Origin of the sequence: Paenibacillus sp. HGF5 (assembly GCF_000204455.1) — a bacterium.
GTDB lineage: Bacteria > Bacillota > Bacilli > Paenibacillales > Paenibacillaceae > Paenibacillus_AQ > Paenibacillus_AQ lautus_A.
This window is the reverse complement of the sequence record NZ_AEXS01000093.1, coordinates 1-6,154: the sequence shown is the minus strand read 5'-3', so window position 1 is coordinate 6,154 and position 6,154 is coordinate 1. Positions and strand designations below refer to the sequence as shown.

The window sequence follows — 6,154 nt, the reverse complement described above, 5'->3', positions numbered from 1 at the left end:
GGCTCTCAGACGCCGAATGATAGTCGATTGGACGCATCCAGATCGGGCTGTAGCCGAGGAACAGCTGCCTTCTTGTGAATGCGGAACGATTCGGCGAACCAGCATGCCACAAGTTTTGGGCGAACACGAAGACGTCACCTGGTTTTCCGCACACTTGTACCTCCCCGTCAAGCTGCTGGCGCACATCCTTGTGATTCGGGTTGTACGGCTGCTTGTGACTACCCGGAATCACTTTCGTATTGCCGCGATCCGGCTCCGACATATCGCTCAAAATATAGCAAACCTTAATATAATAGGTTGCTGTCAAGCCGTTAATGACAGGAAACTGCGGATGCGGACCGTCTTGATGCCAATCGATAAAGCTGTGCGTGGCCGTTTGGGCTTCGCTTGGATTCGGTTGTCTGATCGTGAGGTGGGAGATGTGAAGCTGAATGTTGTGGCCTAGCAAATTAACGATTAATGGAAGAATGGCAGGCTGATCGATTAATGCAGCGATCTCGGCATGGCGTTCTACGCTGTTATAAATATTATGTGAAAGCGCTTCTGGTTCCATCAAGACAATTTCGTCGATCGCGGCATTCAGCCGGCTCACCTGTTCCTGCGACAAAATATCTGGTATAACCAAATACCCCTGTTCATGAAATTGCTCCATCAATTTCGTTATTTCCAAATGGGCTGTCTTCATCCTTTATACCTCCTACTTGTATTTTATTTAATTATATTTGGAGAACCATCATGTTATAATGTAAGAAAAATTGATTTTCCTTGTATATAATTTCAATCTTTTGAAAAGGTGTTGTCATGCAATGGAGTTCAGCCGATTTCTGGATCCCGATCTGCAATACCATGTCTACGTGAAGGATACCCATCAATTTCAGAAAACGCATGATACGTATGATCATTGGGCGTTGTTCATCGTCGAAGAAGGCGCTTTTAATTACAGAGTGGGCAGCCAAAGCGGAAGGGCGGTCAAGGATGACATCGTGTTATGCCCGCCCGATCTAACCTTCTACCGGCAAACGGATGGTTTATCGTTCCATCTCATGGGGTTTCAATGGATCAATTCCCTAGAGGAGCCGCCGCGAGCGGCGGACTTTCCGACTTTCGGCAAACTTCGGCTATTGAACAACAAACGCTTCCAATCCACCCTCTCTCAATTTCGCGAAGCCCAATACTTGCATGCAGGGATTGGTCATACGTACAAGAAACATCTTCTCAGGGATCTGCTCTATTTGCTTCAGATCGAGCAATCCGAGCAGCATACGATGACCTTGTTCAGCGAGGATCCGACCCTTGGGCGAGCCCTGCATCTGCTTCAGCAGCAAGCAGAATTCGGCCTATCGTTGAAGTCGGTCGCTGTGGAGCTTGGTCTAACCCAGGTTCAGCTGACAAGACTGTTTACACGCGAGTTCCGCATAACGCCAAGCGCCTACGCGACTAATCTTAGAATGGACAAGGTGAAGCAGCTCCTTGTTTACTCTTCGCTTACCCTTGCCCAAATCGCTGAGCACTGCGGATTTACCGACGAACATCATTTAAGCAAAAGCTTCAAAAAACTGTGCGGCGTCAATCCTTCGTCGTACCGAAAAACACATAGCGTATGATGAACAGGCCGACCTGCATCGAATGAGGTCGGCCTTTCGTTCCGGTTATTTAGCCCCCGTAACCGAGCGCCTTGAGCTGTTCCATTGCGCTGTCCACTAACGCTTTGTAGTTCATAGACGTTTCCAGCGTCTTGATAAAGTCATCGTATTCGGTCAATGGACGTTTATCGTAGATGAACTTCGCGATCTCCTCTTCCATGTACCGGTTCGCATCGGCTGGGTTATACCCTTCCGGATTGTCGATAAATCCGTTCAACGCTTCAATACGGGGTTGATCGTTCGCGAATTCGATTGCAGCCGATTGTGCGGCGAACTTCGCTTGCAAATACTCCATTTCCGGTCTGCCGGTGAATTGGTACAGCCAAGAATGGCCAACCTCGCCCGCTTTGTCCGTCATCAACGGCTTGCCGTCCTCAAGTGTGAAGTGCGTATCCTTCACCCCGAACTGCACGAGCAGCGAGCCTCCGTCCGGATTCGAAATATAGTTGAGCAGATCGAACACCCGCTGCAGCTTCTCCGGGTCTTTCTCAAGCGCTTTCGGAATGGCATACCTCCCAGGCGCCGCGCCGATATCCCATGAACCGTCGAATTGTCCTCCTGTACCCGAAGGAGCGGCGATTTGCAGCCATTCCGCATTCGGATTAACGGTTTTGATCTGTTCCACGAACTGCTCCTTCGTCATGTTCGGCCAATCGATATAGACGATGCCTGCCTGCCCTTTGATCGCCTTCTCTTGATGCTGCAATCCGCTATTGGCGAGCAGCTCCGGATCAACCGATCCGGATCCAATCATGTCCTTAATAAAGGCCAAAGCATCCTTCATTGCCGGTTCATGCAGCGAATTGACGACTTTGCCATCCTTCTCGTAGAAGTTGCCTGGCATTCCGACGCCGAAGGCTCCGAAAACGGTCGAGAATGCGCTCAACTTGCCCCCCGTTAGACCGAAGGTGTCCGGCTTGCCATTTCCATCCGGATCGTTCTTCGTGAACGCTTCCGCTACGGAAGCCAACTGTTCCACGGTGGTCGGCACTTCCAGCTTCAGCTTGTCGAGCCAATCCTTGCGGATCCATAAGGTGTTGTAAGGGATTTGCGGAGATTTGGAGATGCCATATACTTTCCCGTCGACCATCCCCTTCTTGACGCTGTCCTCCCCAATGAATGCTACCGTTTGCTCCAATTTATCCATATACGGCGTCAGATCAAGCAGCAGCCCTTGCTTGGAAAATTGAATTAGCTGCTGCCGGTCGACCATGAACAGGTCGGGAAAGTTCCCCGAGGACATCCGAACGTTTAGTTGATTGTTGTAATCGTCCGCTGCTGGATACACGGTCAAGTTCAGGTCGATATTCAGCGCATTATCCAATTCCTGCTTAATCATGTCTTTATCGGGCGACGGAAGATTGTTTCCCGTCTCGATAATGTCGAGCTTAACCGGTTTGCCGCTAGGCTGCTCCGTCGTTTCCGCTCCGGGCTTGGCTGTAGCGCCCGTTTGGTTCCCCAGATTATCGCTGCTGTTCCCCCCCGAACAAGCCGTAAGCATGGCCCCCACTAATGAAACGGCTACTAGCAAAGTCCCTAATTTCTTCATGATCTTAACCCCTCTCTGAATGGTTTCATCGGTTAACCTTTAATCGAACCAAGCAGCATCCCTTTTGTAAAATGCTTTTGAAGAAACGGATAGATCACAATGACCGGCAAGCTCGCAATCATCACGGATGCCATCTGCATCGTCTGCGTCGGCATCATATTTTCCGCGTTCTCCAGTGGCTGCTGGCTTTGCATCAGAATTTCACGGACGACGACCTGCAGCGGATACAGCGTGCGATCGGTCACATAAAAAATCGCTTGAAAAAACTCGTTCCAATGGCCGACCAGGTAAAACAATCCAACCGTCAGCAATACAGGAAGGGAAAGCGGCGTAACGATTTGCAGCAGGATGCGGAACTCTTTCGCACCATCCATTCGGGCCGACTCGAACAGCTCCTCCGGCAGCCCTTCAAAAAAGCTTTTCATAATAAGAACGTTAAAGCTCCAGACTGCATTTGGCAAAATCATCGCCCAGATAGAATCGAGCAGCCCCATTGACTTAACGACCAGATAGGTCGGAATAAGTCCTCCACTGAACAACAAGGTGAACACGATCATGAGCAGAAAAAAGTTTCTTCCCGGCAAATTCCGGCGGCTGAGCGGGTACGCCATCAGTCCGGTCAAGACGAGATTGACCGCTGTTCCGATCACCGTAATGAGGACGGTTATTTGGAACGCCTTCGGAATATTGGACTCCGTCAGCAGCGTGCGGTAAGCGGAAAACGTAATTTCTTTCGGGAACAATATGAATCCGCCGTTGCGCAGTACTTCTCCGAACGGAGTGATGGATACGGATACGACATAAAGGATCGGCAGAATGGCGACAAGTCCGCATATTCCGAGAATGACGTATATGATTGCGTTGAAAATTTTATCATCGAGGCCTCTTACCATATGCCCTCACCCCATTTCTTCGCCACACGGTTGGCACCTAGCACAAGGATGAGTCCGATGACCGATTTGAACAATCCGACTGCCGACGCCAAACTGAAATTAAGCTGCTGCAGACCGGTTCGGTAAACCCATGTGTCGATGATGTCCGCAACCGGGTATACCTGAATATTGTACAGAATGTAAATTTGATCAAAGCCTGCGTCAAGCAGATGGCCAAGCTTCAGAACGAACAGCAGGACGATAATGCTTCTAATGCCAGGAAGCGTAATATGCCAGATCATTCGCATTCGGCTCGCACCATCCACCTTCGCCGCCTCGTAAAGCGTCGGATCGATGCCCGCCATCGCGGCTAAATAGATAATCGCACCCCATCCGAGATTTTGCCATACCTCCGATCCAACCAGTATGCTGCGGAAATATTCCGTCGAGGTCAGAAACGGGATCGAGCTTCCCCCCGCTTCCACAATCCAGCGGTTGATGAGACCACCGTTCTGGGAGAAGAGCGTCAAAAGAATACCGAAAATAATGACCCAAGACAAGAAGTGCGGCATGTAGGTCAGCGTTTGTACAATTGACTTCAGCCAGCGAACGCGGCATTCGTTCAGCAGTATGGCCAGCATGATCGGCGGCAGCGTCCCCCATAACAGCTTGTAGAGGCTGATCAACAGCGTATTGGTTAGCAGCTGACTGAAGTAAGGCGACTCGTAAAAGCTCTGAAAATGCTTATACCACGGATCAACCCACGAGCTGCCCGTTATGCCGTCCAGGATCGCAAAATCTTTGAAAGCGATAATGACTCCGTACATCGGGAAGTACCGAAATATGACAAAATAAATAATGCCGGGCAGCAGCATGACGTAAAAGGCTTTAAACCGCCAGGCTAACTTTAAAAACATGTGCAGCCTTGTCCGCGGAGATAACCGTATCCGAGGGGCTGGCGTTAGGCTATGATTGGCTTCCATCGTATCCCTCCCTAGTTTGAATGCGCTTCCAATTAAGGTAAGTATAAAGGTCCTGACGTCTCCTCGATATACACAAAACGTAAAAAATGTAAGCATTTCCTTCATCATCATTAACATCGAATATGGATCCATCTGCATCAATATCAACGATAAATGAGTAAAGGCTGTCACGAATGGTCTGAAGAAACCACGTGACAGCCTTGGTATCGTTATTGGTTAACGCCAAATACCTAATCGTTCGTCGCTTTCCGTCAGGACGGGCATATCGACGCGGACAACAGTACCTGCCCCTTCCGCGCTTCCGATCCGCAAGCCGTACGACTCACCGTGATGGATCCGAATCCGCTCATGTACGTTCCGCAGCCCAATGCCCGTAAACCGGTACATGGAGCCCTGCCCACCGTCCTGATTTTCCAACAGCAGCCTCCTCCGCTTCTCCTGCCTGATGCCTATCCCGTTATCGCGCACATAGAGTCTCAGAATCCCCTTCCTCAGCCCGCCATTCACGACGATAAGCCCGCCGTGATTCGGCGTTAGTCCATGGAAGAGTGCATTTTCTACGAGCGGCTGCAGCGTAAGCTTAAGTATGCGATACTGCAGAAGGTCAGGATTGATATCAATCCTAAACTGATATTGTTCCCCAAAGCGCACCTGCTGAATATGCATGTACATTCGCAGCCCTTCCAGCTCCTCCTCAAGGGATACGTATTCTGATTGCTTGTCGAAGCTGAAGCTTAACAGCTTGACCAGTGAACGAATCGTATCGCGCAGCTCGTCGATGCGCTGCTGCTTTGCCAAGCTGCTTATGCAGGCAAGGGTATTATACAGAAAATGGGGCGCAATCTGGCTTCGCAGCATCTTCAGCTCGTATTCCTTCTTCTGCTCCTCCGCATTTTTCGTCTTTTGGAGCAGGCTCTGAATCCTCTCGAGCATGGCATTGTAGCTCTGCGTTAGCCTGCCGATTTCGTCCATTCTCGTAACAGGCAGCTTCGCCACAACCTCAAAGTTGTTAAGACGGTCCATCTTCTCGACAAATCGGCGAATCGGATGTGTGAACGATCGGCTGAGCAGATACGCACTGATCAGAAGCATAATGATCCATACGAT

6 protein-coding genes are annotated in these 6,154 nt (G+C 50.0%); 1 reads left to right on the top strand and 5 read right to left on the bottom strand.

Going from position 1 to position 6,154, the window contains the following annotated elements:
- A partial coding sequence (locus HMPREF9412_RS14820; protein WP_009592418.1) for a phytanoyl-CoA dioxygenase family protein occupies positions 1-685 on the bottom strand: 685 nt, incomplete at its 3' end.
- Positions 686-806: 121 nt separating this feature from the next.
- On the opposite strand from HMPREF9412_RS14820, the gene HMPREF9412_RS14815 reads away from it, so the two are divergent.
- The gene (locus HMPREF9412_RS14815) at positions 807-1,604 is read left to right on the top strand and encodes an AraC family transcriptional regulator (RefSeq protein WP_009592416.1); all 798 of its coding nucleotides are present in this window, start codon (positions 807-809) and stop codon (positions 1,602-1,604) included.
- Between the two features lie 49 nt (positions 1,605-1,653).
- Here the strand turns inward: HMPREF9412_RS14815 and HMPREF9412_RS14810 are convergent, their stop codons facing one another.
- From HMPREF9412_RS14810 to HMPREF9412_RS14795, 4 genes are all read right to left on the bottom strand, one after another.
- On the bottom strand, positions 1,654-3,192 hold the full coding sequence (locus tag HMPREF9412_RS14810) for an extracellular solute-binding protein (RefSeq protein ID WP_036672330.1): 1,539 nt from the start codon (positions 3,190-3,192) through the stop codon (positions 1,654-1,656).
- Positions 3,193-3,224: 32 nt separating this feature from the next.
- On the bottom strand, positions 3,225-4,085 hold the full coding sequence (locus tag HMPREF9412_RS14805; RefSeq protein ID WP_009592420.1) for a carbohydrate ABC transporter permease: 861 nt from the start codon (positions 4,083-4,085) through the stop codon (positions 3,225-3,227).
- Positions 4,079-4,981, bottom strand: coding sequence for an ABC transporter permease (locus tag HMPREF9412_RS14800; RefSeq protein ID WP_009592417.1), 903 nt, complete (start codon positions 4,979-4,981; stop codon positions 4,079-4,081). The genes HMPREF9412_RS14805 and HMPREF9412_RS14800 overlap by 7 nt, the downstream gene beginning before the upstream one ends.
- A gap of 282 nt (positions 4,982-5,263) precedes the next feature.
- A partial coding sequence (locus HMPREF9412_RS14795) for a sensor histidine kinase (RefSeq protein ID WP_009592419.1) occupies positions 5,264-6,154 on the bottom strand: 891 nt, incomplete at its 5' end.